The following is a 1,516-nucleotide window of genomic DNA, read 5'->3' as shown; positions in this document are numbered from 1 at the left end:
GTCGACGACCACGACAAGGCGCTCGCCTTCTACTGCGGCGCCCTCGGCCTGGAGGTACGCAACGACGTCGCGTTCGAGGGGATGCGCTGGGTGACCGTGGGCTCACCCGAGCAGCCGGACGTGGAGATCGTCCTGGAGCCGCCGCTCGCCGACCCCAACGCCTCGCCGGCCGACCGCCAGGCCATGGCGGAACTGCTGGCCAAGGGCATGCTGCGCGGCGTGATCTTCTCCACCGACGACTGCGACGCCACCTTCGAACGCATTCGGGCCGCCGGTGGCGAGGTGCTGCAGGAGCCGATCGACCAGCCGTACGGCGTCCGCGACTGCGCCTTCCGCGACCCGGCCGGCAATATGCTCCGCTTCACCCAGCCCCGCAGGCAGTGACGACCGCCCGCGGCGTGGCCGCGGGCCCCGGCCCGCGGCCCGTGCTTCCCTCGACGCCGCGAAGCGGTCCCGCCCCACCAAGACCGATGGAGACACGGTGAGCAAGTCCACGGCCGGCGAGTCGACAGCCGGCGGCAAGGCCACGAGGACGGGGACGCAGGTGTCCGCGCTGCCCGTTGCCGACAGCCACGATCTGATTCGCGTGCACGGCGCGCGCGAGAACAATCTCAAGGACGTCAGCGTCGAGATCCCCAAGCGCCGGCTGACGGTGTTCACCGGGGTTTCCGGCTCGGGCAAGAGCTCGCTGGTGTTCGACACGATCGCCGCGGAGTCGCAGCGGCTGATCAACGAGACGTACAGCGCCTTCGTACAGGGCTTCATGCCGACGCCGGCGCGGCCCGAGGTCGATGTGCTCGACGGGCTGACGACCGCGATCATCGTCGACCAGCAGCGCATGGGCTCCGACCCCCGCTCCACCGTCGGCACCGCCACCGACACGGGCGCGCTGCTGCGCATCCTCTTCAGCCGGCTCGGGCAGCCGCACATCGGCCCACCCGGCGCGTTCGCCTTCAACGTCGCCTCGGTCTCGGCGAGCGGTGGACTCACGGTCGACCGCGGGGCCGACAGGACCAGGACCCAGAAGGTGACCTTCAGCCGCACCGGCGGCATGTGCACGCACTGCGAGGGTCGCGGCTCCGTATCCGACATCGACCTCACCCAGCTCTACGACGAGTCCAAGTCGCTCTCCGAGGACCCGTTCACCATCCCCACCTACACCGGGGGCGGCTGGGTGGTGCGGGTCATCGCCGAGTCGGGCTTCTTCGACCGGGACAAGCCGATCCGCGAGTACACGAAGAAGGAGCGGTACGACTTCCTCCACCGCGAGCCGACCAAGGTGAAGATCAACGGCGTCAATCTCACCTACGAGGGGCTCATTCCGAAGATCCGGAAGACCTTCCTCGCGAAGGACCGGGAGTCGATGCAGCCGCATGTCCGCGCTTTCGTGGACCGGGCGGTGACGTTCACGACCTGTCCCGAGTGCGGGGGCACCCGGCTGAGCGAGGCGGCCCGGTCCTCGAAGATCGAGGGGATCAGCATCGCCGACGCGTGCGCGATGGAGGTGCGCGATCTG

The 1,516-nt window shown here is 69.6% G+C and carries 1 protein-coding gene and 1 pseudogene; both read left to right on the top strand.

Going from position 1 to position 1,516, the window contains the following annotated elements; translation table 11 throughout:
• A partial coding sequence (locus ACSNOD_RS31050) for a VOC family protein (protein ID WP_436770414.1) occupies positions 1-384 on the top strand: 384 nt, incomplete at its 5' end.
• Between the two features lie 160 nt (positions 385-544).
• Positions 545-1,516 (top strand): annotated as a pseudogene (locus tag ACSNOD_RS31045) (excinuclease ABC subunit UvrA); the annotation flags it as partial.

It is taken from the genome of Streptomyces sp. URMC 123 (assembly GCF_051386515.1).
Classification (GTDB): Bacteria; Actinomycetota; Actinomycetes; order Streptomycetales; family Streptomycetaceae; genus Streptomyces.
Note: the sequence above shows the minus strand (reverse complement) of the source record. Positions and strands in the feature narration are given on the sequence as shown.